Source organism: Petroclostridium sp. X23, from assembly GCF_030013905.1.
Lineage (GTDB): Bacteria > Bacillota > Clostridia > SK-Y3 > SK-Y3 > X23.
Window position 1 is genome coordinate 3,764,038 of the sequence record NZ_CP124862.1, and the last position, 24,958, is coordinate 3,788,995.

A 24,958-nucleotide genomic window follows, 5' to 3' on the forward strand; every position below is an offset into this window, starting at 1 on the left:
GACGCTAAAGATGAAATTGTCCGGAAAGCTTGAAGAGAATAAGGAACTATTAAAAGAAAAATTGAATATTGAGAAAAGTTTTGATATCATCGGCAGGGAACTTATCATTGGAGAGAGAAAAGCTTTTTTGGTTTTTGTGGATGGTTTTGCGAAGGACGACATTATGTTGTGGATTCTTGAGACCCTTCAGGCGATGAAAAGAGAAGACATCGCGGTAGACTCGGTAAAGAAGCTCCTAAATAATAAAATAGGCTATATCGAGGTAGAGACGGTAGAAGAAGTAGATCAACTGGCACTTTCGGTGTATTCAGGAGCTGTTGCGCTTTTATTGGACGGCCAGGAGGAAGGTATCATTATTGATGCCCGGCAATATCCCGTAAGAGGACCGGAAGAACCGGACCTTGAAAGAGTGACCCGAGGATCAAGAGATGGACTTGTTGAGACCATTATTTTTAATACTGCTTTGATTCGAAGGCGAATACGCGACCCTAAGCTGGTTTTCGAAATCAAAAATGTAGGGAAAAGATCAAAAAGTGATGTTGTGATTGGTTACATTGAGGATCTTGTGGACGAGAGGCTGCTGGAGGATATCAAGGAAAAACTGGATGAAGTTGAAGTAGACGCGCTGGTAATGGCGGAAAAAACACTGGAAGAGTTGATTGTAAAGAAAAAATGGTATAATCCATTGCCGCAGATGAAATTCACTGAGCGTCCTGATGTGGTGGCTGCCCATCTTCTTGAAGGGCATATCGCTATCATTGTTGATACATCACCCAGTGTCATGCTGCTTCCCGTTACACTATTTCATTTTACACAGCATGCGGAAGATTATTATCAAAACCCTTCAGTAGGAACCTATATAAGATGGATAAGATTTATGGCAATGACAGCTTCATTTTTACTTATTCCCATATGGCTGCTGCTGGTATTTAATAAGCAGTATCTGCCCGAATTCTTGCAGTTTCTGGGTCCTAAGGAAACAGGGAAGGTTCCTCTTTTCATACAGTTTGTCATATTGGAGTTTGGACTGGATACACTTCGGATTGCTTCCATTCATACGCCTAATGTGCTATCGACTTCACTGGGGATCATTGGCGCGCTGATTTTAAGTGAAGTAGCCATGAAGGTAGGATGGTTTATACCTGAAACCATTTTATATATGGCTGTAGCAGGTATAGGAACTTTTGCTACGCCAAGTATGGAATTTGCAATGGCGATTAGAATGTTCAGATTGTTATTACTCATACTAACAGGTGTATTCAAGATTTACGGATTTATTGCAGGAATGCTGATCATTGCCGTGATAGTATTTACTACCAAGACATTGGACCGCAAAAAGTACACATGGCCGCTTATTCCATTTGATGCAAAAGCATTGTCACATATATTATTCCGCAAGCCTATTCCTCAGATTAGAAGAGAAAGCAGGAAATAAAAGCATTTTTATGCATGATTACCGGTAAAGTTCAAATAATAATCTAGAGTAGTTTAAGATTTGATTTTAAAAGGAGGTAAATAAAATGCCTAACAAGATGAAAACAATGGATGGAAACGCGGCTGCGGCATATGCTTCTTATGCATTTACCGAAGTTGCGGCAATATATCCTATTACACCATCTTCTCCTATGGCAGAAGGTGTTGATGAATGGTCTGCCCATGGGAAGAAAAATATATTCGGCCAAGAGGTCAAGGTTGTAGAAATGCAATCAGAAGCCGGAGCCGCCGGCGCAATGCACGGATCGCTGGCAGCCGGAGCGTTGACAACTACTTATACCGCGTCTCAAGGGCTGCTGCTAATGATACCTAACATGTATAAAATAGCCGGAGAACTGCTCCCGGGAGTATTTCATGTAAGTGCTAGGGCCATTGCCGCGCATGCATTGTCTATATTTGGGGATCATCAGGATGTGATGGCCGCGCGCCAGACAGGGTTTGCGATGCTAGCTTCATCTAATGTCCAGGAAGTAATGGACTTGGGATGTGTTGCGCATCTTTGTGCTATTAAATCGAGAATACCTTTCTTACATTTCTTTGATGGTTTTAGAACATCTCATGAATATCAGAAGATTGAGGTGCTTGATTATGACGATCTTGCCAAGCTTGTAGATTATGAAGCCATTACGGAGTTCAGAAATAGAGCGTTAAATCCTGAGCATCCTATCGTAAGAGGGACAGCGCAGAACCCGGATATCTACTTCCAGGGAAGAGAAATGTCTAATAAGTTCTATGAGCAAATTCCGGATATCGTTGAGAGCTATATGCAGGAGATAAGCAAACTCACAGGACGTGAATATCATCCATTTATCTACTACGGCGCAAAAGATGCAGAGCATGTTGTTGTAGCAATGGGCTCAGGATGCGATACCATTGAAGAAGTCATAGACTATTTAGCAGCTAAAGGAGAAAAAGTAGGTGCTATTAAAGTTCACCTGTACAGACCGTTTTCAGCGAAATATTTCTTTAATGTACTTCCAAAGACAGTAAAGAAGATCGCGGTTCTTGATAGGACAAAGGAGCCTGGGTCAATAGGTGAGCCGTTATACCTGGATATTGCCAAGCTGTTTTACGGCAGGCCGGATGCACCGGCTGTTGTTGGCGGCCGTTATGGATTAGGATCTAAAGATGTAAGGCCTTCACAAATAGTTGCTGTATTTAAAAACTTAAAACAGGAGACTCCAAAAGATCGATTCACCATTGGTATTGTAGATGACGTTACGAATACATCGCTGCCGGAAGAAGACATTGTGCAAACATTACCTGAAGGAACTATCAGCTGTAAATTCTGGGGTTTAGGTTCTGATGGTACCGTAGGAGCAAATAAGACTGCAATTAAGATTATAGGGGACAAAACCGACTTATACGCCCAAGGGTATTTCTCTTACGATAGTAAAAAATCCGGAGGGTCTACCATTTCTCACCTTAGGTTTGGGAAAAAGCCGATAAAATCTCCGTATTTGGTTTATGATGCTGACTATATTGCATGCCATAATCCTGCTTATGTGAATCACTTTGATTTGCTTAAAGGACTGAAGCAAAACGGTACGTTTGTATTAAATTGCCTGTGGGATGCCAACGAATTGGAAGAAAAGCTTCCTGCGTCTATTAAGAGAGATATTGCAAAAAATAATATTGATTTTTATATCATTAATGCAATCGGTATTGCCGGAGAAGTAGGCCTTGGAAATAGAATCAATATGGTGATGCAAACTGTATTTTTCAAGCTTGCAAAGATTATACCCGTTGAAGATGCCATTAAATATTTGAAAGAGTCTGTTCAAGATGTGTACGGTAAAAAAGGCCAAAAAATTGTTGAAATGAACATTGCGGCCATAGACCGTTCTTTAGAAGCGTTAGTAAAAGTAGATGTTCCTGCCGCATGGGCAAATGCCGTAGATGAAGAATTGCCTGTGAAGGAAGAACCGGAGTTTGTTAAGAAAATCCAAAGACCTATGGCAAGACATGAAGGAGACGAACTTCCTGTTAGTACTTTTAACGGAATGGAAGACGGAATGTTCCCAACAGGCACGACATCTTATGAAAAGCGCGGTATCGCGGTAATGGTACCTGAATGGCAGATTGATAAATGCATACAATGCAACCAGTGTGCCTATGTCTGCCCTCATGCTGTCATAAGGCCGTATCTATTGGATGAAGAAGAAGTGAAAAGTGCTCCGGATACTTTTAAAGCGAAAAAAGCAATCGGAAGAGGTATGGAGAACTATCAATACCGCATCCAGATCAGTCCGTTAGACTGTACAGGATGCAGTAACTGTGCCGATATTTGCCCTGCTCCCGGAAAAGCCCTTATTATGAAGCCGGCTGAACAGGAGATCGAAATGGAATCTGAAAACTGGGAATACGGATTAACAATCACTACAAAGGAAAATGCGATGGATTCAAAAACACTAAAAGGCAGCCAGTTCTTAAGGCCATTATTTGAATTTAACGGCGCATGTCCGGGGTGTGGTGAGACACCGTATGTTAAGCTGGTCACACAGCTATATGGTGACAGGATGGTTATTGCAAATGCGACAGGGTGTTCCTCTATTTATGGCGCCAGTGCGCCTTCGGTACCATATTCGACCAATTCAGAAGGCAGGGGACCTGCATGGGCGAACTCCCTATTCGAAGATAATGCGGAATACGGATATGGCATCTATCTTGGTGCGAAGCAGATTAGGGAAAGAATTGCCGAGGTAATGAGACAAGGGATTAATTCGCCAATGGACGAAAGCATCAAAGCATCCTTTAGTGAATGGCTCGATGGCATGGATGATGGTGAGAAATCCAAAGCAGCAGCTGCAAAAGTATTGGATGCACTAAAGCATCACAAACATAACGATAATAAGATCATTCAGGAAATTATGGACAAAAAAGCTTACCTGGTGAAACAGTCCCAATGGATTATCGGCGGAGACGGATGGGCTTATGATATTGGCTATGGCGGGCTTGACCACGTTATTGCAGCCGGTGACGACGTGAACATTCTTGTTTTGGATACAGAGATTTACTCAAATACCGGAGGCCAGTCCTCAAAGTCCACGCCGACAGCTGCAGTAGCTAAATTCGCTGCGGCCGGTAAAAAAATCAGAAAAAAAGACCTTGGGATGATGGCGATGAGTTATGGCTATGTATATGTTGCCCAGATCGCGATGGGAGCAAATATGAACCATACCATTAAAGCGATTACCGAAGCCGAAAGCTATAAGGGACCATCGTTGATTATAGCCTATGCTCCATGTGTCAGCCACGGTATCAAAACCGGTATGGGAACAAGTATCATGGAAGAAAAGAAAGCGGTAGAAAGCGGATACTGGCATTTGTACAGGTATAATCCGATGCTTAAAGAGCAAGGCAAGAATCCGTTTATACTGGATTCGAAAGAACCGACCGGAAGCTTTAAAGACTTTATTCATGGAGAAGTCCGGTATTCTCAGTTAATGAATGTATTCCCCGATATAGCAGCAGAAATGTTTGATGCAGCAGAACAACATGCAAAAGAAAGATATCAGACTTACAGGCGGCTTGCAGATATGCAGTATCAATCATAAAGAAATAAAAAAATCCCCTGAGAACAGGGGATTTTTTTATGGATAATATTGTTATACAACTTGCTATTTTTGATTTGTGTCTACGTATTCCTTAGCGTTTCTGACTTCAAGTTCACTGGGAACCGTTACTTGAGAAACGGGTTTCATCTCATTGATATTTGCCCATGCGGCAGTGTCATGCGGTTCAATGGGCTTTTGCATAAAATGTTCTTTTGTTTTATTTTTAGCCATAGTATCCCTCCTCAATAATTAGTATTCTCAATATATTAAAATAACATCATATTTTATGAAATTTAAAGTGGATGATAAAAGTGAATGCAAATACAATATATTACAGATAGTACACGTCTAATGGATAACCAAAAATTGGATTATCCATAGCTGGACCAGTAATGAATAATCAAGTGGATAATACAAAATACTATAGGTGATATTAAAGAAGGGAGTGTTATTTATGTCACAATTAAACCAATTGGAACTTCAAAATTTAAGACACCTTATCGGTTCGCATGAGACTGCTTATCAAAAATTAAGCACTTATGCGCAGCAGGCTACAGATCCTCAGATTAAGCAGATGTTTCAGAAGTCTGCACAGGATGCGCAAAACACAAAACAAAAACTAATGTCATTATTAAGCTAGGAGGGAAAAAATGATGCAGGAAAAAGATATGGTAAATGACGTGCTTTCCATGATAAACAGCAGTATTACCGGTTATGCCAATGCGATAGCGCAGGCAGGTAATCAGCAGGTAAGACAGACACTGCAGCAAATTAGAAATAACTGTGAGACATTCCAGTACGATCTATACAAAGTTGCTGAACAAAAAGGGTACTATAAACCGGCAGCGCCTGCAGGTCAGGCTGATCTTCAACAGGTAAAGAATATTTTTAATGCTCAATAAAAATATTTAATTGGCAAATTGCCATAAAAGTGAAGACTGTGTAAGTCTTCACTTTTATATTGACAAAAAACATGTTTTTTTGTATTATTAATGTAATTAAATAACTTCAGGGATAGGTGAAATTCCTTACCGGCGGTATAAAAGCCCGCGAGCCTTAACAGGCAGATCCGGTTGTATTCCGGAGCCGACAGTATAGTCTGGATGGAAGAAGTGATACATGCATTGTTTTTTTATATTGTGTATAAATATTTTTTTATATAAAAGGTTCCTGAAGTAAAAACTATACTTCAGGAACTTTTTTTGTTGATTTTTTGAGGTGAGTGATATGAATGAAAAGTATATGAAAAGAGCGTTGGAGTTAGCCAAAAAAGGATGGGGAAGAACAAATCCCAATCCTCTGGTAGGCGCTGTGATTGTAAAAAATGGTGTGATTGTAGGAGAAGGTGCGCATGAAAAAATCGGCAGTTATCATGCGGAAGTGAATGCACTTAATCGGGCCGGTGATAAGGCAAAAGGGGCGGAGATTTATGTCACGCTTGAACCATGTTCCCACTATGGTCGAACTCCGCCTTGCGCAAAAGCGCTTATTGAAGCCGGCGTTTCAAAAGTCATTGTTGCGATGACAGACCCTAATCCTAAGGTAAGCGGCAGAGGGTTAAATATGCTGAAAGAAGCGGGAATCGACGTAGACGTAGGCATTATGGAAAAAGAGGCAAAAGAGCTTAATGAAATATTTATCAAATATATTACTCGAAAGCTCCCGTTTGTCATGATGAAATACGCTATGAGTTTGGACGGAAAGATTGCTGCGCGTACCGGTGATTCAAAATGGATTACCGGAGAAGGTGCCCGCCGGTATGTACATGAAATCCGTGACCGTGTGGCGGCAATTATGGTAGGCGTAAATACTGTCAAGGCTGATAACCCCTCCTTGAATACACGGCTAGAAGATAAGAAAAGCAGTGACCCTGTTAGAATTATTGTAGACAGTAAGGGAACGATACCAATAGAGAGCAATGTACTGAACATCAGGTCGGATGCGCAAACTTTCATCGCTACAACAGATCTTATCTCCCGGGAAAAAGAGGAGATGCTGAAAGGCAAAGGCGCGAAAGTGATAAAATCCGGTTCAGGGGAAGGGAAGGTAGATCTTCAAGGTTTGATGGTACAGCTATACGATTTGGGGATTGACAGTGTACTGCTGGAAGGAGGCAGTACGCTAAATGCAGCAGCGATAGAGGCCGGCATTGTAGATAAAGCGCTGGTGTTTATCGCACCTAAGCTTATCGGCGGAGTGCAGGCACCCGGTCCCATCGGTGGAAAGGGTGTGGAAAAAGTGAAAGATGCATGGCAGATCTATCATACCAATGTAAAACAATTTGAGCAGGATCTTCTCATAGAAGGTTACTTTAGGAAGGGGTGATCATATTTTTACAGGAATAGTAGAAGAAATAGGAAAAGTCAAAGGCATAGAGTTCGGAACTCAGAGCATTAAGCTAAGTATTTACTGCCGAAATATATTGGAAGATGTACATATTGGAGATAGTATTTCAACCAATGGCGTATGTTTAACGGTAACAAAGTTATATCCGGATTCTTTTACGGCAGATGTGATGCCTGAAACCTTAAGAAAAACCAGCCTAAACAGTCTAAAAGCAGGAAGTAAGTTAAACTTGGAAAGGGCCCTTAGAGCAGATGGGAGACTGGGAGGACACTTTGTAACCGGGCATATCGACGGGACCGGGACAATTATTGAAAAAAAACGTGAAGGAAATGCCATATGGATAGGGATCTCAGCGCACCAGGACATTATGAGACATATCGTTAATAAAGGTTCGATTGCGATAGACGGGACCAGCCTCACAGTAGCCATTGTTGATGAAAAAGGTTTTAAGGTATCGTTAATCCCGCATACGGCGGACGTCACCATTTTGTCTTTAAAAAACATCGGGGATATAGTAAATCTGGAATGCGATATATTGGGGAAATACATTGAGAAACTGATGACGAATAGAGCCCAGGGCCAGAGTAAAGGAATTACGATGGACTTTTTGATGGAAAACGGATTTTAAGAGCAGTGAACAACGAATAGTGAATAGTGAAAAAATGGACAATGGACAATGATCAAGAGCATAAGATAACTACAGATAACGAACCTTAAACTTGTAATTAACAAGGTATATATTACGCTGACAGTTAAGATTTCGTAGGGGCGGATTCAATATCCGCCCGCAGATGAGGTAATAGCACAGCGGGTGGACAGGGTCGTCCACCCCTACAATAATAAAACAGATATATTGAAACAAGAATTTAATAATAACTTGAAGGTTTTTTATCTATATAAATAACACTATGTATATTACAGTCAGGCACAAAAGAAAGAATGTGACATGGGGACGGTTTTCATGTCACAACGATTTTGGGTGACAGGAGAACCGTCCCCGTGTCACGTTCCCGTTCTTGAACGAGTATGTAATGTACTTAGTGTGACATATATAGATGAAGCACTTTTTTACTGGTTTTTATTCTGTGAACCGTGAACTAGAAAAGGAGCGTGAACTTATGAAATTCAATACGATAGAAGAAGCCGTTGAAGATATTAAGCAAGGCAAGATGATTATTGTTGTGGATGATGAGGACAGGGAGAACGAAGGAGACCTTTTAATGGCGGCCGAAAAAGCTACTCCGGAGGCTATTAATTTTATGGCAAAATACGGTCGAGGTCTTATCTGTGCGCCCATTACCGAGCAGAGAGGCACAGAATTGGGATTAAACGCCATGGTTATGAGAAGCACTGATGCCAGAGAAACTGCTTTCACGGTTTCGGTGGATGTGAAGGGGGTGGCTACCGGAATTTCGGCATTTGAGCGAGCAGATACCGTCAAAGCAATTATTAGCCAAGAGACAAAGCCGGAAGATTTGATTCGCCCCGGGCATATTTTTCCTCTTATTGCAAAAGAAGGGGGCGTGCTAAGCCGAACCGGGCATACGGAAGCTGCAGTAGACTTACCAATAATGGCAGGTCTTTATCCTGCGGGCGTGATTTGCGAGATTATGAATGATGACGGCACCATGGCAAGGGTACCGCAGCTAATGGAATATGCCAAGCAACACAATCTAAAGATTATTACCATTGCTGAATTGGTTCGTTATAGAAGAAAACAAGAAAAGATGGTAAGAAGGGCTGCAGTGGCCAAGATGCCCACCGCCTACGGAGAATTTATGATCTATGCGTATGAAAATTCCGTAAATGGAGAGCATCATGTCGCATTAGTAAAAGGGGATATTCGTCCTGATGAAACTGTTCTGGTAAGAGTACATTCCGAATGTCTTACCGGGGATGCCTTCGGATCCATGCGCTGTGATTGCGGAAACCAATTGGGCACAGCACTCAAACAAATAAATGACGCAGGGAAAGGTGTTCTGTTGTATATGCGTCAGGAAGGCAGAGGCATCGGGCTTGTAAACAAAATCCGGGCATATGAACTGCAAGATCAGGGGAAAGATACTGTTGAAGCCAATTTAGCACTCGGCTTTCCGGCTGACTTGCGGGATTATGGCACAGGGGCGCAGATTTTGGTAGATCTAGGGGTAAGAAGGATGCGGCTTATGACAAACAACCCGAAAAAACTGGTTGGCTTGGAAGGGTACGATTTGGAGATTGTAGAGAGAGTGCCTATTGAAATACCGTACAATCAGGAAAATGAATACTATTTAAGAACAAAGCATGAAAAAATGGGACATATGTTGGATACCATGTTCCATCAGCATGCAAATAAATAATTAGGAGGAAGTATCATGATGGTAAAAACGTATGAAGGAAATCTAGTTGCACAAGGGCTGAAATTTGGTGTTGTAGTAGGAAGATTTAACGAGTTTATCGGCTCAAAATTATTGTCAGGAGCATTGGACGCATTGGTACGTCATGGCGCGCAAGAAAACGATATTGAAGTAAGTTGGGTTCCGGGCGCTTTTGAAATTCCATTGGCCGCAAAAAAGATGGCATCCGGTCAAAAGTATGATGCTGTTATATGTTTAGGTGCTATCATAAGGGGATCGACGCCTCATTTTGATTATGTGGCTGCCGAAGTAAGCAAAGGGATTGCAAAAGTTTCATTGGATTCGGATCTTCCTGTGATATTTGGGGTACTTACGACCGATACCATTGAACAAGCCATAGAAAGAGCAGGTACTAAGGCAGGAAATAAAGGATGGGACGCTGCTGTAACAGCCATTGAAATGGCTAATTTGCTGAAAAGCCTATAACAGAATATTATTTAAAAACCGTTACCGATGTGTTAAAATACTATCATCACTTTTTTGGGAGGATACTATGCAAATAGGAAATGTAAAGCTGCAAAACAATGTGTTTCTTGCACCAATGGCCGGTGTTACCGATTTGCCTTTTCGTTTGTTGTGCAAGGAACAAGGATGCGGTTTGGTATATACCGAAATGGTAAGCGCAAAGGGTTTGTATTACCAGGATAAAAAAACAGAAGTATTACTTCAAATAGATGATAGGGAGAAACCGGTAGCGGTGCAGATTTTCGGTTCGGATCCGGATATCATGGCTAGAATAGCTAATGATGCGGTGTCAACAGGAGCGAGTATTATAGATATTAATATGGGATGTCCGACACCCAAAATCATTAAGAATGGGGAAGGGTCGGCGCTAATGACCAATCCTGCATTGGTGGGCAGAATTGTAAAGACAGTATCGGGTGCCGTTGGTCTGCCTGTGACAGTAAAAATACGCAAGGGTTGGGATGCCAACACTGTCAATGCGGTAGAAATTGCTGCAATAGCGGAAGAGAACGGGGCGAAGGCAGTAACCGTACATGGGCGTACGCGGGAGCAGTTCTATAGTGGAAATGCAGACTGGGATATTATAAAAAAGGTAAAAGAGCGAGTAAGCATTCCGGTGATTGGGAATGGTGATATTTCAAACCCCGAGGATGCAAAAAAAATACTATTACATACTGGGTGTGACGGGATCATGATCGGCCGGGGCGCACAGGGGAATCCGTGGATTTTTAGCAGAGCCATCCATTATTTAAAAACCGGAGAACTTCTGCCGGAACCGTCAGCTGAGCAAAAAATTCAGAAAGCCATCGAAAATGTGCGCCTGCTGGTTAAATACAAAGGTGAATATGTTGGAATTAGAGAAGCCAGAAAGCATGTAGCATGGTATATAAAGGGATTGAGGAATGGGTCTCGCGTAAAAGAAGCGGTCAATAAAATTGTAACTGTTGATGAAATGGAAACATTGCTGTACCGGTTCATATCAGAGCAGCCAGATCTTTAATGAATAGTGAATAATGAATAGTGAATAATGAATAGTGAATAGTGAATAATGAATAGTGAATAGTGAATAATGAATAGTGAATAATGAATAGTGAATAGTATAGTGAATAGTATAGTGAATAGTATAGTGAATAGTATAGTGAAAGTGGGTGTGTTTTAGGCGCATCCTTTTTTTATGTTTAAATAGGTATTAAACTTGTGCGGGGATTGTGTTAAAATGATAGTTAATAAAGGCCAATAAAAATAATTGATGCAAGATAGGGGTGAATGCATTGGATAAGAAGCAGATTTTTGTAGTAGAAGATGAGATGCATATTTGTGAGTTGATAAAATATAACTTGGAGAAGAACGGATTTGATGTGACCGTTTCCGAGACGGGAGAAGAATTATTAGTTAAACTTAAAGCCGGTAAACCGGATATGATTTTATTAGATTTGATGCTGCCGGGTATGGATGGTTTGGATGTCTGCAGGAAACTTCGTTCTATGGACGAGACGAAAAACATACCTATCATTATGCTTACCGCAAAAGGTGAAGAGTTCGATAGGGTGCTTGGTTTGGAAATGGGGGCGGATGATTATATCACAAAACCCTTCAGTGTGAGAGAATTGGTGGCTCGTATCAAAGCAGTGCTCAGAAGGTCTCATTATGAGCCGGAAGTTCAAAATGAAAACGGAACCATTCAGATTAAGGATATTATGATTCATTTAAATAAACGTGAAGTTTATAAGGGAACAAAACTGCTGCAGTTGACTTTAAAAGAATTTGAGTTATTAAGAATCTTAGCTGTTAATAAAGGACATGTACTATCTAGGGATGTACTTCTGGATAAAATATGGGGATATGATTATTGCGGGGAGACAAGGACTGTGGATGTTCATATCAGGCACTTAAGGAAGCTGCTTGAGGACGAAGCGGAAAATTATATTGAAACGGTACGGGGAGTCGGCTATAAGTTGAAAGAATAGGGGTATAGGTCTATGCAAAAGAAGATCATGATCAATTATGTCCTTATGATATTACTGGGAACCTTGATTACAGGAATTTTTTCTTACCAGGTGGCACAAAAACATTATACTTCGGAAGTAAAGAACAAGTTAACGGTGATTGGTCAACTGGTAAGAATGGAACTATTATCTATGGGTGTATCAAATGATTATGAGGTGCTCAACAATGTAGCTTTAAAATATGGTGAAATTACAAAAACCAGGGTAACATTTGTGAGTAGGGAAGGAAAAGTGCTGGGGGATTCATCGACAGATTATACAACGTTGGAAAACCATGCAAACCGCCCGGAAATCATACAAGCTTTTGAAAAAGGAACAGGTGAGAGTACTCGTTTTAGTACCTCCATCGGTACGTATTTGAAATATATTGCAATGCGTGTAGAATTAGAACCTGAAACCATCGTCGTGAGACTATCCATTCCAATAGATGATATTAATGACATCAGAAAGAAGATGGTTTCATATATCATATTCGGTATTTTAGTGGCGTTTGTTGCAGCCAGTCTTTTAGGAGTTCAATTTACCAATAAATTTACAAAGCCTATTAGGCAGCTATCCACTTTCGCTAAAAATATCGCTAGAGGAAATTTTAAAGGAACAATAAATATAGAAGCAACCAATGAAATCGGCGAGCTTGCCAAATCATTTGTATACATGAGAAATGAGCTGGATAAGACAATCACGCAGCTCTGGAAAAAGAATGTAGAGCTGGAGACTATTATAAACAGTATGATTGGCGGGTTGATCGCGTTAGACAAAGATAACCGGGTCATGCTTATCAATAAAACTGCGATAGAAATGTTTGATATTACCAATAAGAAAATTATAGGTGAAAATATTCTTCTTGTAATTCGAAATCATGTGTTTAACCAATTTCTAAGACAATACAATGATTCTTTTGAAGACGAAAAGCAGCAAATGCTGGATATTCAGTATGATGACAGATATTATAAGGTTTACCGTTCGCCCATTGGCGAAAAAACCGAGAAGGCTCAAGTCATGGGGACCCTGATTATCATTCAGGATGTTACAAACATAAAAAAGCTGGAGCAAATGCGCAGTGACTTTGTATCCAATGTTACCCATGAATTAAAAACTCCTCTTACGTCAATAAAAGGTTTTATTGATACCCTTAAAAACGGTGCGATTCATGATGAGGATGTTGCGGAGCGATTTCTTGATATCATTGATATAGAGGCAGAACGGCTAACTACGCTGATTGAGGATATTCTCGAACTGTCAGAAATTGAAACCATGAAACAAGATGTCCGTATCGATGACTATGATTTACATGATATTATTGAAGAAGCAATGAATGTGGTATTTCAAAGTGCAGCTAAGAAGAATATCCGGATAAAGCATCATGTAGACCCACAAATTTCTAAAGTTCGCGTAAATAAGGACAGATTAAAGCAAATGCTAATTAATTTAATAGATAACGGCATAAAGTATAACAACCCCGGAGGAATTGTAGAAATAACATGCGTAAAGATTGGAAAAACAGTAGAATTTCATATTACCGACAGTGGAATAGGGATTTCGAAAGAGCATATTCCAAGGCTGTTTGAACGTTTTTACAGAGTAGATAAAGGCCGCTCACGAAATCAAGGGGGAACCGGTTTGGGATTATCCATTGTAAAGCATATTGTTAACCTGTATAATGGTGAATTAAATGTTGAGAGTGAAGTAGGAAAAGGGACTGAGTTTATAATCCGGCTGCCAATAGCGATTTGAGCAAATAGCTGTGGAATAAAAACGTAGGCCCCCAATGAATATGAATTATTTACAAAAACTTAACACGCAAGAAAATATATAGTAATATTGGCGGTGTATAATATGAAGGAACAGTGAAATAATAAAAGTTCTTCAAGGAGAGAGGCCGATGGCTACAAGGCATGTATTTGATGAGAATTTGCGGCAGTTGCATTTGGACGTTGTGAGGATGGCGAGCTTAGTGGAAAAGTCGATAGAAGAGGCTATTCATGCGTTAAAGCAGAAAGATAAAGAATTGGCGCAACGGGTTATTGAACAAGATGACCAAATTGATGAGATGGAAAGAACCATAGAAACAAAATGTATTAAGTTGATTGCAACCCAACAGCCTATCGCTAAAGACCTAAGGCTTATTACCTCCATACTCAAGATGATTACTGACCTTGAAAGAATTGCAGACCATTCGGCGGATATTAGTGAGCTAATATTACAAATCGCCGATGAAGAATATATCAAACCACTCATTGATATACCTAAAATGGCTAAAACCGCCCGTGAAATGGTTAAGAATGCCATAGATGCATATATCAATAATGACGTAGCGGCTGCGCAGCAAGTATGTATGAAGGATAAAGAGGTAGATGATTATTTTGAGTTGATTGTTGATGATCTTCAACAGTTGATGAGAAAAAATCCGCAATGTATCAATCAGGCAACCATATTTATATTAATTGTAAAGTATATCGAAAAAATCGCTGATCATGCTACGAATATTGGGGAATGGGTAATTTATATTATTACGGGGCAGCATGAAAGTTTGAATGGATAGACCGGAAAAAATGTACAATGGACAATGTACAATGGACAGTGAATAACGAATAGTGATGAATGGACATGAGTGATTCGATGATTTAAGATGACCAATCAGCACTTTTTCAGTAGTCACAGTTTGTCAATCTTTTTATAATCAATCAAGTTATTATAGTTAATGTAGGGGCAGGCCTTGTGTCTGCCCGAGCTATGCTCTGTGGGCAGACACGAGGCCTGCCCCTAGCCCTGACCGGATTTTCGAGCGCCATTACTTTTTCGATGGTTCTGAAGAAATGCTGAAAAGCTTAATTCGGTAACAATGGTAATAATAACTGTTGACAAATAAATAAATATGCGCTAAAATCATACTAAACATATAGGAATAATTAGATATTAAAATAATTTATAATGTTCTTGTAAAGACTGACATAAAAGAATGAAATTTAATATGGCACACTTATCAAGAGAGGTGGAGGGAGCGGCCCTGTGAAGCCCGGCAACCAGCATGAAGCATTGGTGCCAAATCCGTCAGAAGAAATTCTGGAAGATGAGAAGAGACCTCCTATTCTCAATTGCAGGATAGGAGGTTTTGTTTTATTTATTTTGATGAAAGGGGAACACATTAATGAAAATCGAAACTATTGTTGCGCAAGCAGGGATTGGCGCTGACCCGGAGAAAGGCTCTATTAGCGTTCCGATATACCATAGTACGACTTTCCGTCATCCGGCGTTAGGCGTATCCACCGGGTATGATTACAGCAGAACCGCTAATCCCACCCGAAAGGTACTGGAAGATACTGCCGCGTTATTGGAAGAAGGATGTAGAGGCTATGCCTTTTCAACGGGTATGGCAGCTGTAACGGCAGTATTGATGCTTTTATCCCCAGGCGATCATCTTATCGTGTCCGACGATTTATATGGAGGCACATATAGATTATTGGAAAAAGTTTTTGGCAGATATGGGGTTACCGCCCGTTATATAGATACTTCAGATCTTAGCAAGGTAGCCGAGGCAATTGACCCAGGTAAAACAAAAGCGATATTTATTGAGAGTCCCTCCAATCCGCTGATGAAAATCACTGATATTACAGGGGTTGCTTCTCTTGCGAAAAGTAATAATATGTTAACAATTGTAGATAATACTTTCATGACGCCTTACTTGCTGCAGCCTATCAAGATGGGCGCAGACATTGTACTGCATAGCGCAACGAAGTATCTTGGAGGACATAACGATGTTCTTGGAGGGATTGTGGTAGCTGCTAACCCTGAAATATGTGAAAAAATAGGTTTTATTCAAAACTCAACAGGGAATGTACTAGGGCCGCAGGATAGTTGGCTGATTATTAGAGGCATTAAGACGCTGGCTTTAAGGATGGAACGGCAGCAAGAAAATGCTTTGAAGATCGCCAACTGGCTTAATGAAAGACCTGAGGTCAGTAAAGTATATTATCCAGGCATAGCGGCACATGCCGGGCATGAGATATTGAAGACACAAGCAAAGGGATTTGGTGCCATGGTTTCATTCAAAGTGACAGATACCGCATTTGTGGAGAAAATAGTCAATGGTGTTAAACTGATTTCTTTCGCAGAAAGTCTTGGAGGAGTAGAAAGCCTCATTACCTATCCTGCCAAGCAGACACACGGTGATATTCCAAAGGAAATCAGAGATCAGATTGGCGTGACCGAGGACTTGTTAAGATTCTCGGTAGGGATAGAGGATGCGGATGACTTAATATACGATTTGAAACAAGCTATAGAGGGAGGAAACAGTATATGAAATACGGTACAAAAATATTACACAATGGTAATGAAGTGGACGCCCATACCGGGGCAATCAGCATTCCTATTTATCAAGCTTCCACATATCATCAGCACGATATAGAGCAGCCGGGAAAATATGATTACGGCCGGTCCGGTAATCCTACAAGAGAAGCACTGGAGAAAACAGTAGCAGCGCTGGAAGGAGGACGTTACGGATATGCTTTCTCATCGGGAATCGCTGCGGTATCGTCAGTGTTATCGATATTCCGTCCCGGAGACCATATTATCGCTCCGGAAGATATCTATGGGGGGACTTACCGTATGCTCACGAGTTTTTTCACTGAGTTTGGAATAGAGGTAAGTTTTGTGGATATGCAGGATGCCAATCATATCGAAGCTGCTGTCAAGGATCATACGAAGGCAATCTTCCTGGAAACTCCGTCCAATCCTTTATTAAAAATTGCGGATTTGAAGGCTGCCGTGGACATAGCGAAAAAACATGGTTTAATTACTATGATCGACAATACTTTCATGTCACCTTACCTTCAGCGTCCGTTGGAATTAGGGATAGATATTTCCATCCACAGCGCCACAAAATTTCTGGGAGGTCATAGCGATGTAATCGGCGGAGTGGTTGTTACCGACCGCGAAGATCTTGCTAAAAAGATATACTTTGTTCAAAATGGCTACGGGGCAATACTGGGGCCTCATGATTGCTGGCTGCTGCATAGAGGGATTAAGACGTTAAGGGCCAGGATGGAAATGCAGCAAAAATCAGCGGGAGAAATCGCAAAATGGCTTCAGCAGCAATCTTGGGTGGAAGAGGTTTATTACCCTGGATTAGAATCCCATAAGGGTTTTCATATTCATGCCGGTCAGGCATCAGGCGCCGGTGCGGTGCTTTCATTTAAAGCGGTTTCTGAAGAAGTTACAAAGGCAATTATGAAGAATGTTAAGCTATGGGCAGTGGCTGTCAGTCTGGGAGGAGTAGAGTCCATATTGTCGTATCCTGTAAAGATGTCTCATGCTGCCATGCCTGAAGTAGAGAGGGAAAGATTGGGCATTACCAATACATTAATCCGGCTTTCTGTGGGATTGGAAGAAGCTGATGACTTAATGGAAGACCTCGCTAGAGGAATATCATGATACAGTAACTTCTAAGGTTGCAATTAAGTGAAATATGTAGATGGTGAGCTTTACATGTACAATCTGGCAAGTTATATAGAATGCTAACAGCTAAGCTTTGGTAGGGGTGGATTCCATATCCACCCGAATAAGTTATCGGAGTATTCAAGGGCAGATATGAAATCTGTGCGCACAATAGAAATGCTAAATATATTTTAATCCATACTAAACATATAGGGATTTAAGATATTATTCTGAAAAACTATTGACATTATTACTGACTCTGTGTAAAATAGGTATCAATACATAGTAAACATATAAAAATACTATGAAATAGGAGGGTGTTCTCATGAACAAGAAAATTATTATAATTACTATACTAAGTCTGATGCTGGTATTGGCCGGATGCAGCACACAAGAGACAAAATCCGTATCACAAGAACAAATCAACATTGCAGTAGCAGCACCATTTACCGGAGATTACGCACAGTATGGAGAAAGTTTTAAAAAGGCAATCGATCTACATGTCAAATCCATCAATGAAAAAGGCGGAGTCAAAGGCGCTAAAATCAATATAGAAATATTTGACGATAAAAATGATGCGAAAGAAGCAACAAATATCGCGCAGAAGCTTGTATCCGATAAGAAGTTTTCTGCCGTAATCGGACATTTTGGAAGCACGCCGAGTATGGCGGCAGCACCTATTTACTTAAAAGGCGGATTGGTAGAATTCTCACCTACTTCATCACATCCGGAGTTTACATCTCAAGGTGAGTATATGTTCAGAAATATCAATACGCAGGCAATCGAAGGGCCTATCCTTGCAGAATATGCAGTGAATTCCTTAAATAAGAAGAAGATTGCAGTCATATATATCAACAATGATTGGGGTGTAGTAACAAAAGATAAATTCGAAGGAAAAGCAAAAGCATTAGGTGCGGATATCGTTGCCTCAGAACCGTTTATAGGCGGGCAAACAAAGGATTTTACACCGACGTTGACCAAGATAAAAGAGTTGCAGCCTGATTTATTGTTTATCGCGGCCATGTATTCGGATACAGGACTCATCTTACAGCAGGCAAAGCAGTTGCAATTTGATGTTACCATATTGGGACCGAGTTCTTTAAACAATGAGCAATTAATCAAGATGGCAGGCGAAGCGGCAGAAGGTGTATACCTTACAAGTAACTTTTTCCCGCAGGATCCGAGTGAAAAAGTAAAGAGCTTTGTTGAAGCATACAAACAAGCTTATGGTGTAGAACCGGATCAATTTGCCGCAGTTGCATACGATACAATCGGAATACTTGCACAAGCGATAGAAGTTGGTGGTACCGATAGAAAAGCCATCCGCGATGCCCTTGCACAAGTGAAAGATTACGATGGGATTACCGGCAAGACCAGCTTTAATGAAAATAGAGATGTTGAAAAAGAAGTGGTAGTTTTAAAAATTGAGGGCGGCAAGTTTATGTTAGTAGAATAAAAAAAGATGAAAAGACATGGGGACGGTTCTTCTGTCGAAAGACATGGGGACGGTTCTTCTGTCTGAACATTTTCAGCTAATTAAAGAACAGTCCCTGTGTTACAAAGTATTTAGTTTTTTATCTATAAATTGATTTAGGTGATGAATATGTTCTTCCAGCAATTAATTAACGGTATTACTCTTGGCAGTACTTATGCGCTTACGGCAATAGGATATACAATGGTATTCGGGATCTTGGAACTGATTAATTTTTCTCACGGTTCTGTTTATATGACAGGCGCGTTTCTGTTTTATGTATTGGTGGTAATGTTTAACGTAAATATCATAGCAGCTTTTTTACTCGCGATATTGGTAACCGGCGCACTCGGATATATCTTGGAGAAACTCACGTTGAAACCGCTAAGAATAAAAAAAGCGGCTAAGATTACGGCACTTATTAGTACCATAGGTGTTTCTATCATACTTCAAAATGGCGTTATGCTGCTGTTGGGTTCAGAAACCAAAGGCTTTCCTACTATATTAAAAGGTAAGTACTTATCTGTATTAGGTACTGACATCGCATATATACAACTGTTTATATTGGCCTTTTCGCTGTTGATGATGATATCGATTCACTTTTTCATTAAATATACAAAGATGGGTAAAGCGATGAGAGGGACTGCACAGAATATGGAAGCTGCTGCCTTGATGGGTATTTCCATTGATAGAGTAGTATCTTTTACATTCTTTCTAGGAGCTGCTATTGCTGCTGTTTCGGGAATATTAGTAGGCATGTATTATCAGACCGTTGATCCGGGGATTGGCTACATGGCAGGGTTGAAGGCGTTTTCGGCAGCTGTCCTCGGTGGGATTGGAGTATTGCCGGGAGCTATGCTGGGAGGTCTTTTAATAGGAGTAAGTGAGATTATGGCAGCGGGATATATTCATGCCGGCTACCGTGACGCGGTAGCATTTTCTATCCTGATATTGGTGTTATTATTTAAACCTAGCGGGTTGTTAGGCAAACCTTTTCAAAGAAAGGTGTAGGAAGCGATGAAAAAAATCATATTTTTTATTGGTGCAGCATTTATATTATTATTACCTTTCATTGGATTAGGAGATTATATATTAAGAATTGCGGTGATGGCAGGGATTTATATTATTCTTGCACTTAGCCTGAATCTGGTTACAGGCATTACAGGACAGATTTCACTTGGCCATGCTGCATTTTATGGGATAGGCGCATATACGTCCGCATTACTTTCATTAAGTTATGGCATTTCTTTTTGGGTAACTATGCCTGCAGCGGTTGTATTGGCAAGTTTAGCAGGATTATTGATAGGACTTCCGTCGCTAAAACTAAGCGGAGGATATCTGGCAATCACAACACTAGGATTTAATGAGATCGTACGATTGGTGCTAATCAATTGGGATACGCTTACAAGAGGGCCTATGGGGCTGCCGGGAATACCGGCACCTAATCTGTTTGGTAAAAGCTTGGATACGAATGCGTCATACTTTTACCTTATATTGATTTTTGTAGTAATCACCTTCATTGTTATGTACCGTATCTTACATTCTAAGATCGGAAGAAATTTTCTGGCTGTTCGTGAAGATGATATCGCCGCTGAAGCAATGGGAATCAATCTTCTGAAGCATAAGGTTGCCGCTTTTGTAATTGGTGCAGCTTTCGCGGGTATGGCAGGGAGCATTTATGCGCACTATGTATCTTATATTGATCCGCAGAGTTTTACGTTTGACGAATCCATTATCGTGCTTAGTATGGTGATTATAGGAGGGATGGGCAATCTGGCAGGTGCAGCTTTAGGTGCAGTGATCATGGTAATACTTCCCGAGTTATTGAGGTTCCTTGCCCAATACCGGATGCTGATCTATGGATTCGCGCTGGTTCTTATGATGTTGGTACGTCCCCAAGGAATTTTGGGGAATATTCCTTTTGACATATCCTTTGTATTAGGAAGGAGAAATGATAAATATGGACTTACTAAAAGTGACTGAATTATCCAAGACCTTTGGCGGATTAAAGGCAGTACAGAAAGTTGATTTTGCAGCCCAGATCGGTAAGATTACCAGTATTATAGGGCCAAATGGGGCAGGAAAAACGACTGTGTTTAATATGCTAAGCGGTTTTTATATCCCTGATTCCGGAAGTATCTGTTTAGACGGTGAAGAAATTGCAGGATTGAAAACGCATCATTTTATCCGCAAGGGTATTGTCAGAACATTTCAGAATATTCGACTTTTTTCTGAGCTGACAGTATTAGATAATGTTTTAATTGGTATTCAAGGTAAAATCTCATATAACTTATGGGATTCTATCATTAAAACAAAAAAAAGAGATAAACAAGAAAAAGAAAGTGTCTTTCAGGCGGAGAGGGTATTACAAAAAGTAGGCCTTTTGGATAAAAGGGATGAAATATCTAAGAATTTACCCTATGGTCAGCAGAGAAAACTTGAAATCGCGAGAGCCATTGTTTCTTCGCCACGGCTTATCCTTTTAGATGAACCGGCGGCCGGCATGAATCCCCAAGAAACTCTAGAACTGAATCTCCTGATTAAGACGCTTCCTGATGAAGGAATTACGGTGCTTTTAATAGAACACGACATGAAATTGGTGATGGAGATTTCAGACCATATTGTTGTTTTGGATCATGGAGTCAAATTAACTGAAGGTGACCCTGGTGAAGTTAGGAAAGATGCCAGAGTGATTCAGGCATATCTAGGGAAGGGAGCCGGTGCTGATGTTGCGCATTGAAAACCTTCATACCTATTATGGAAAAGTTCATGCGATACAGGGTATTCACATGACGGTTAAAGAAGGAGAAATCGTCGCTTTGGTTGGAAGCAACGGAGCGGGAAAAACAACATTGTTAAAATCTATTACCAGTGTGCAGCCGCCTAGTGACGGAAATATTTTTTTCAAAGATAATAAAATTACCCGCGAACCGGTGCATAATCTTGTAAAGACAGGAATTGCCCTTTGTCCGGAGGGCAGGCAGGTTTTTTCGAAAATGACTGTATTGGAGAATTTGGAGCTTGGAGCATATACCCGAAACTTGCAGTGGGAAAAAGAGTCGTCATTTAAGCAGGTATACTCCCTTTTTTCGATATTGCTTGAAAGAAAAAATCAGATGGCCGGAACACTGTCAGGAGGGGAACAGCAAATGCTGGCGATAGGAAGGGCATTAATGTCCAGACCTTCTCTTCTTTTGTTGGATGAGCCGTCCTTAGGTTTGGCACCTATTATGGTAGAAAAAATATTTGAGTTGATCCAAGAGATCAGAAGCCAAGGGGTCACCATTCTTCTGGTTGAGCAGAATGCTTCCATGGCTTTAAGTGTGGCTGACCGTGGGTATGTGCTGGAAACAGGAAACATTGTATTGGAAGGTAGAGGGAAAGAGCTTTTGCTAAATCATAAGGTGCGGGAAGCGTACCTTGGAGAAGCAGTTTAGAATATTAATAAATGAGATTTTGGAGGTCTGAATGATGCCAAGAAATATTGATTATGGTGAAGTAACTACTGCATTTCGTACTGCGATAGAAGATAGGGCAACATGGTTTTACCTATTATTGAAAGCAGCGGAAGAAATCGGTGGGGATGCTGAGGTTATAGCGGAAAAGGCGATCACAAAATTTGGTCAGAGTAAAGGAAAAAAATTAGGAGAAGTAAACACACCGGGTGAGTTTGTGGATGCGCTTGGCTGCGGTTACGCAGAAAAAGCTTTTGATATGGAGAAAGTAGAAAAGACTGATGAAAAAGGAGTTATGAGATTTCATTATTGTGCCCTTGTAGAATCATGGAAGAAGTTGGGGTGCAGTGATGAGGAAATTTCAAAGCTATGTAAGCTTGCACGCTATGGTGACTATGGAATCGTCAGCAACTTCCCGCATCTGCAGCTTGAATTTTCTAAGCTCATTGCAGATGGTGACGATGTATGTGAGCTGATTATTACAAAGAAATAAAGAAAACTATCTGATGAATTTAAGTGAATAATTAATCCCCTATTTATGATGAAGGGCAGGCATTGTGTCTGCCCAAAGTCCATATACGCATATTCTAGTTTATATGATCAAAGGAGTTGTTAGATATGTTAGAACAAAAGTTTACTGATTTAAAAGATTATTTAAAAAGTCTGGGCAGCATTGCAGTAGCATACTCCGGAGGCGTAGACAGTACATTTTTAATTAAGGTGGCCTATGATGTGTTGGGAGATCAGGCTATCGCTGTAACTGCACGTTCTTCCACTTATCCGGAGAGGGAATTTCATGAAGCGGTAAGATATATAGAGGAGATCGGAGCGCGGCATATTGTTATAGAATCCGAAGAGCTGGATATTCAAGGGTTTTCTGACAATCCTACAAACAGATGTTATTACTGCAAGAAAGAATTGTTTCAAAAGGTAGGGGAAGTTGCGAAAGAACAAGGAATACAATATGTGTCTGACGGTTCAAATTATGATGATCTAAATGACTACCGGCCGGGGATGCAGGCAGCACAGGAACTGCAGGTAGTAAGTCCTTTGAAGCATGCAAAATTGAGAAAAGAAGACATTCGCGCTTTGTCTAAACAGCTCGGGCTTCCTACATGGGATAAGCCTGCTTTTGCATGTCTTTCATCCAGATTCCCTTATGGGCATAAGATTACCAGAGAAAAGTTATCTATGGTGGAACAAGCAGAACAGTATCTTATGGATTTGGGATTTAAGCAGCTTCGTATACGCCACCATGAAGATACTGCTCGGATCGAAATAGGTGAGAAAGAATTTGATAAGTTTTTAGATAAAGATTTAATGCGGACGGTGAGCAAGCATTTTAAAACCCTGGGTTTTACTTATGTGTGTTTGGATTTAGAGGGGTACCGTACCGGAAGTATGAATGAAGTGCTGAAATCATAATATAATTTGATGGTAGGTGATAAGGTGTTGGATAGAAATCAGCAATTAAGATACTCAAGGCAAATTATACTTAAAGAAGTAGGATTGGAAGGGCAGTTAAAACTATTAAAGTCCAAGGTGCTTGTAATAGGGTGCGGCGGACTGGGGTCGCCCATTCTTTCTTATCTTGCGGCAGCAGGTGTGGGAACTATCGGCATAGTTGATTTTGATACAGTTACTATCTCAAATTTGCAAAGGCAGATTCTGCATTTCACAGATGATATCGGCAAGAAAAAAGTAGACTCGGCAGAAGAAAAATTACTTCGGCTTAATCCTGACATAAAAGTTGTCAAACATGTCTGCAGAGCTACCATTGACAATATTGAAGAAATCATTGAAAATTATGATGTAGTCATTGATGCCGTAGATAATTTTACGGCGCGATATATAATCAGTGACTGCTGCTATTTTATGAAGAAGCCTTTGATAGAAGGGGCTGTGCTGGGGTTTGATGGCATTCTGATGACCATTATTCCCGATCAATCTCCATGTTACAGATGTCTATACCCTATGCCGCCTCAAGATGGGGTAGTCGCCACTTGTAATGATACAGGCATACTGGGAATGGTAACAGGTGTCATTGGTTCTATGCAGGCATTGGAAGCGGTGAAAGTGGTTTTAGGAATTGGAGAAACACTTTCAGGAAGGATTTTGACTTTTGAGGGGTTGGATATGGATATACGTGAAATTCCATGGGAGAGGAGACACGATTGTCCGCTGTGCGGTCAAAATCCAACGGTTACGGAATTGGTAGAGTATGAGATAAAGTGTAAATCTAAGCTGGTGTAAATGAACTCATAGAAGGCTGTGAAAAAGTGCTTAATCGTTCGAAAATCAAACATGTGGACAGTCCCTCTGTTATGCCAAAACC

The 24,958-nt window shown here is 40.6% G+C and carries 23 protein-coding genes and 2 riboswitches; of the genes, 22 read left to right on the forward strand and 1 reads right to left on the reverse strand.

What is annotated here, in order from left to right; translation table 11 throughout:
* The first annotated feature begins 10 nt into the window (after positions 1 to 10).
* Together QKW49_RS17620 and nifJ are read left to right on the forward strand one after the other, a co-directional pair.
* Entirely contained in the window at positions 11 to 1,435 is a 1,425-nt protein-coding gene (locus QKW49_RS17620; RefSeq protein ID WP_282863969.1) for a spore germination protein, read from the forward strand.
* An 85-nt stretch (positions 1,436 to 1,520) separates the two neighbouring features.
* Positions 1,521 to 5,051: a pyruvate:ferredoxin (flavodoxin) oxidoreductase gene (gene nifJ, locus QKW49_RS17625; protein ID WP_282863970.1), complete on the forward strand. Its 3,531-nt coding sequence runs from the start codon at positions 1,521 to 1,523 to the stop codon at positions 5,049 to 5,051.
* A 63-nt stretch (positions 5,052 to 5,114) separates the two neighbouring features.
* Here nifJ and QKW49_RS17630 read toward each other — a convergent pair whose 3' ends face one another.
* The gene (locus tag QKW49_RS17630; protein ID WP_282863971.1) at positions 5,115 to 5,282 is read right to left on the reverse strand and encodes a DUF3787 domain-containing protein; all 168 of its coding nucleotides are present in this window, start codon (positions 5,280 to 5,282) and stop codon (positions 5,115 to 5,117) included.
* A gap of 223 nt (positions 5,283 to 5,505) precedes the next feature.
* Between QKW49_RS17630 and QKW49_RS17635 the strand changes: the two genes are divergently transcribed.
* The 20 genes from QKW49_RS17635 to QKW49_RS17730 all read left to right on the forward strand — a co-directional run bounded on the left by QKW49_RS17635 (position 5,506) and on the right by QKW49_RS17730 (position 24,876).
* Positions 5,506 to 5,691 (forward strand): hypothetical protein, encoded by a 186-nt coding sequence (locus tag QKW49_RS17635; protein WP_282863972.1) that lies wholly within the window; start codon positions 5,506 to 5,508, stop codon positions 5,689 to 5,691.
* A gap of 13 nt (positions 5,692 to 5,704) precedes the next feature.
* Positions 5,705 to 5,953: a spore coat protein gene (locus tag QKW49_RS17640; RefSeq protein ID WP_282868171.1), complete on the forward strand. Its 249-nt coding sequence runs from the start codon at positions 5,705 to 5,707 to the stop codon at positions 5,951 to 5,953.
* Between the two features lie 98 nt (positions 5,954 to 6,051).
* A riboswitch (FMN riboswitch) is annotated at positions 6,052 to 6,170 on the forward strand.
* Positions 6,171 to 6,278: 108 nt separating this feature from the next.
* A complete protein-coding gene (ribD, locus tag QKW49_RS17645) occupies positions 6,279 to 7,376 on the forward strand; it encodes a bifunctional diaminohydroxyphosphoribosylaminopyrimidine deaminase/5-amino-6-(5-phosphoribosylamino)uracil reductase RibD (RefSeq protein WP_282863973.1) in 1,098 nt (365 codons plus the stop codon).
* A gap of 4 nt (positions 7,377 to 7,380) precedes the next feature.
* Complete coding sequence (ribE, locus tag QKW49_RS17650; RefSeq protein ID WP_282868172.1) at positions 7,381 to 8,025, forward strand: riboflavin synthase; 645 nt, start codon at positions 7,381 to 7,383, stop codon at positions 8,023 to 8,025.
* 490 nt (positions 8,026 to 8,515) lie between these two features.
* Entirely contained in the window at positions 8,516 to 9,736 is a 1,221-nt protein-coding gene (locus QKW49_RS17655) for a bifunctional 3,4-dihydroxy-2-butanone-4-phosphate synthase/GTP cyclohydrolase II (RefSeq protein WP_282863974.1), read from the forward strand.
* Positions 9,737 to 9,751: 15 nt separating this feature from the next.
* Positions 9,752 to 10,219, forward strand: a complete 468-nt coding sequence (gene ribE / locus QKW49_RS17660; protein WP_282863975.1) for a 6,7-dimethyl-8-ribityllumazine synthase — start codon at positions 9,752 to 9,754, stop codon at positions 10,217 to 10,219.
* A gap of 67 nt (positions 10,220 to 10,286) precedes the next feature.
* Positions 10,287 to 11,258 carry a tRNA dihydrouridine synthase DusB gene (gene dusB / locus QKW49_RS17665; RefSeq protein WP_282863976.1) on the forward strand — a complete coding sequence of 324 codons (972 nt, stop codon included), beginning with the start codon at positions 10,287 to 10,289 and terminating at the stop codon, positions 11,256 to 11,258.
* A 271-nt stretch (positions 11,259 to 11,529) separates the two neighbouring features.
* Positions 11,530 to 12,225 (forward strand): response regulator transcription factor, encoded by a 696-nt coding sequence (locus QKW49_RS17670; protein WP_282863977.1) that lies wholly within the window; start codon positions 11,530 to 11,532, stop codon positions 12,223 to 12,225.
* A gap of 12 nt (positions 12,226 to 12,237) precedes the next feature.
* The gene (locus QKW49_RS17675) at positions 12,238 to 13,998 is read left to right on the forward strand and encodes a two-component system histidine kinase PnpS (RefSeq protein WP_282863978.1); all 1,761 of its coding nucleotides are present in this window, start codon (positions 12,238 to 12,240) and stop codon (positions 13,996 to 13,998) included.
* Positions 13,999 to 14,146: 148 nt separating this feature from the next.
* Entirely contained in the window at positions 14,147 to 14,806 is a 660-nt protein-coding gene (phoU, locus tag QKW49_RS17680) for a phosphate signaling complex protein PhoU (RefSeq protein ID WP_282863979.1), read from the forward strand.
* Positions 14,807 to 15,241: 435 nt separating this feature from the next.
* A riboswitch (SAM riboswitch) is annotated at positions 15,242 to 15,341 on the forward strand.
* A 71-nt stretch (positions 15,342 to 15,412) separates the two neighbouring features.
* Positions 15,413 to 16,564 (forward strand): PLP-dependent aspartate aminotransferase family protein, encoded by a 1,152-nt coding sequence (locus tag QKW49_RS17685; RefSeq protein ID WP_282863980.1) that lies wholly within the window; start codon positions 15,413 to 15,415, stop codon positions 16,562 to 16,564.
* Positions 16,561 to 17,694 carry a PLP-dependent aspartate aminotransferase family protein gene (locus QKW49_RS17690; RefSeq protein WP_282863981.1) on the forward strand — a complete coding sequence of 378 codons (1,134 nt, stop codon included), beginning with the start codon at positions 16,561 to 16,563 and terminating at the stop codon, positions 17,692 to 17,694. Before QKW49_RS17685 ends, QKW49_RS17690 begins: the two co-directional genes overlap by 4 nt.
* Before the next feature lie 328 nt (positions 17,695 to 18,022).
* The gene (locus QKW49_RS17695; RefSeq protein ID WP_282863982.1) at positions 18,023 to 19,153 is read left to right on the forward strand and encodes an ABC transporter substrate-binding protein; all 1,131 of its coding nucleotides are present in this window, start codon (positions 18,023 to 18,025) and stop codon (positions 19,151 to 19,153) included.
* Positions 19,154 to 19,300: 147 nt separating this feature from the next.
* Positions 19,301 to 20,179 (forward strand): branched-chain amino acid ABC transporter permease, encoded by an 879-nt coding sequence (locus tag QKW49_RS17700; RefSeq protein ID WP_282863983.1) that lies wholly within the window; start codon positions 19,301 to 19,303, stop codon positions 20,177 to 20,179.
* Between the two features lie 6 nt (positions 20,180 to 20,185).
* Positions 20,186 to 21,151, forward strand: a complete 966-nt coding sequence (locus tag QKW49_RS17705; RefSeq protein ID WP_282863984.1) for a branched-chain amino acid ABC transporter permease — start codon at positions 20,186 to 20,188, stop codon at positions 21,149 to 21,151.
* On the forward strand, positions 21,129 to 21,908 hold the full coding sequence (locus QKW49_RS17710) for an ABC transporter ATP-binding protein (protein WP_282863985.1): 780 nt from the start codon (positions 21,129 to 21,131) through the stop codon (positions 21,906 to 21,908). Before QKW49_RS17705 ends, QKW49_RS17710 begins: the two co-directional genes overlap by 23 nt.
* Positions 21,895 to 22,605 (forward strand): ABC transporter ATP-binding protein, encoded by a 711-nt coding sequence (locus QKW49_RS17715; RefSeq protein ID WP_349239036.1) that lies wholly within the window; start codon positions 21,895 to 21,897, stop codon positions 22,603 to 22,605. Before QKW49_RS17710 ends, QKW49_RS17715 begins: the two co-directional genes overlap by 14 nt.
* 31 nt (positions 22,606 to 22,636) lie before the next feature.
* On the forward strand, positions 22,637 to 23,116 hold the full coding sequence (locus QKW49_RS17720; RefSeq protein ID WP_282863987.1) for an L-2-amino-thiazoline-4-carboxylic acid hydrolase: 480 nt from the start codon (positions 22,637 to 22,639) through the stop codon (positions 23,114 to 23,116).
* Between the two features lie 125 nt (positions 23,117 to 23,241).
* Positions 23,242 to 24,048, forward strand: coding sequence for an ATP-dependent sacrificial sulfur transferase LarE (larE, locus tag QKW49_RS17725; protein ID WP_282863988.1), 807 nt, complete (start codon positions 23,242 to 23,244; stop codon positions 24,046 to 24,048).
* Positions 24,049 to 24,072: 24 nt separating this feature from the next.
* Positions 24,073 to 24,876, forward strand: coding sequence for a HesA/MoeB/ThiF family protein (locus tag QKW49_RS17730; protein ID WP_282863989.1), 804 nt, complete (start codon positions 24,073 to 24,075; stop codon positions 24,874 to 24,876).
* Positions 24,877 to 24,958: the final 82 nt, after the last annotated feature.